Raw genomic sequence first — 1,775 nt, 5'->3', positions numbered from 1 at the left:
TTACTTGTTTCTCGACAATTCAAGTATATATAAATCGGTGAATCTGTGCTTTTTTTATGCATGGAATTGTGTGAATACCCCAACAAATATTATAGAACCAAAATTTTAACAATATATTAACCATACAATTGGAATTAGTTATAGCTGATTTTCCTTAAAGGGACGGTTGGCTTTTTCGTTTAAGGTAAACCTTCCACAGATGTTAATAAAATTGTTGATAAAAAGAAGTACAAATGGCCAAGTAAAAGAGGGTATATTGTGCGAAGATAAGAAAGGGGTTAATCCCTAAATCATTTTCAATGACTTTTGGGACAACCCCGAATTCCATTACCTATTGAGGTAGATATTCTTGGCCGTTTATTGTTACTTTAGAAGCAGAGATTAAAATTTTTGTAAAATATGGGTCTAAAATTTCGTTAAATTCTCCCCATTTTTCTTCTTCTTTATTAAGCTCTTCATTTTTATTAAGTGCTCTGGCTTCTTCATAAAGCTGTTTTAATTGCTTGCTATCTGCTTCACTAACTTCAAATTCAAAGTCAGCCATGTATTCTTCAAATGTTGGAGGAATGTAGAATTGACCCAGGATTTCATGGAATTCATTCCATAGCTTTTCAGACAATTCTTCATTTTCATCTTTATCTGCTTTTCGAGCATCCTCAAAAATTGTTTTTAGTTTTGCTAAAGTTTCAGCAGGGATTACTGATTCTAGGCCATCTAAAGTTTCTTCAAAAGTTTGTGGTGGGTTTAGCTCATCTAAATATGGTGCAAGGATTTTATAAAACTCTTCATATTTTTTGTTAGCCTTTTCTTCATCACCACTTTTTTCAAGCTTTACCCATTCTTCATAAAAAGCTTTAAGCTGTTTTTTATCGTTCTCTTTAATAACTATGTTACTTTCATTAAAACCGTAATCTTCTATAAATTCATCAAATGATTGAGGCTGCCAATTAGCTAATACATATGGCTTTTTAATTTTATACATTTCGTCATAAATTTTATCTATTTCCTCAAATTTCTTTTCTATTTCTTCATCTGAATAATCACCTTCATTTAGATCCTTTTCTACCTTCTTCATTTCATTAAACATTTTTTCTAATTTTGCTAAATCTTCTTTTGTTACCTCTTTAGGTAGGTTTTTTTTATAAACTGCAAATGTATTGAAGTCGTTATAATTTTCCACAGCACTACCTTCAACAGAAATTTCCTGTCCTTCAACCAAGTTCATTTTTTCTAGTTGTTCAGTAGAAAAATTATTGAAATTGATAAAATAATTTTTACCATCTTGTCCTTTAAGGTTGATTCCATAATGGAGGAAGATATGTTTAATAGTCCCTTTAATTTGTTGTTCCTTTTGAACGGATGCTTCAATTGTTTTTTCTGATGATGCAGCTCCTACTTGAAGTGGCGTTAGAACAGCCATTCCTAGAGTAAGTGCTGAAGCAATCATCCAAGTTTTTTTAGTAGTTTTTTTCATTGTTAACTCAATTCTCCCATCGAATAGTATTTGTTTTACCTAGAACATGGACAAAGTCCACGTTTTAAGGATCGTTAAGTAGCTTCTTGCACAGCTTCAATAGCATCATGCTCATTTTTTAAATAGGCAAACGCCATTCGATACATGGTCTGTTCATATTGTTTAAGTAAATATAAAAAAGCTTGTTCATCCATCTTTCTCGCTCCTTTCTACTCATTAGACTGTTGAAATGACTAAATCGTTCATTTTAATTTTAGGTTTCTTCATAAAAAAAGAATGTAGCTTTAATATTAAAAATTAC

At 31.0% G+C, this 1,775-nt stretch carries 1 protein-coding gene; it reads right to left on the bottom strand.

Translation table 11 applies throughout. The annotated features are described in order from the left end of the window. Nucleotides 1–331: 331 nt before the first annotated feature. Nucleotides 332–1,474: a hypothetical protein gene (locus PVA17_RS24685; RefSeq protein ID WP_274069327.1), complete on the bottom strand. Its 1,143-nt coding sequence runs from the start codon at nucleotides 1,472–1,474 to the stop codon at nucleotides 332–334. Nucleotides 1,475–1,775 lie beyond the last annotated feature (301 nt).

Source organism: Lysinibacillus sp. CNPSo 3705 (assembly GCF_028674935.1).
GTDB lineage: Bacteria > Bacillota > Bacilli > Bacillales_A > Planococcaceae > Lysinibacillus.
Note: the sequence above shows the minus strand (reverse complement) of the source record. Positions and strands in the feature narration are given on the sequence as shown.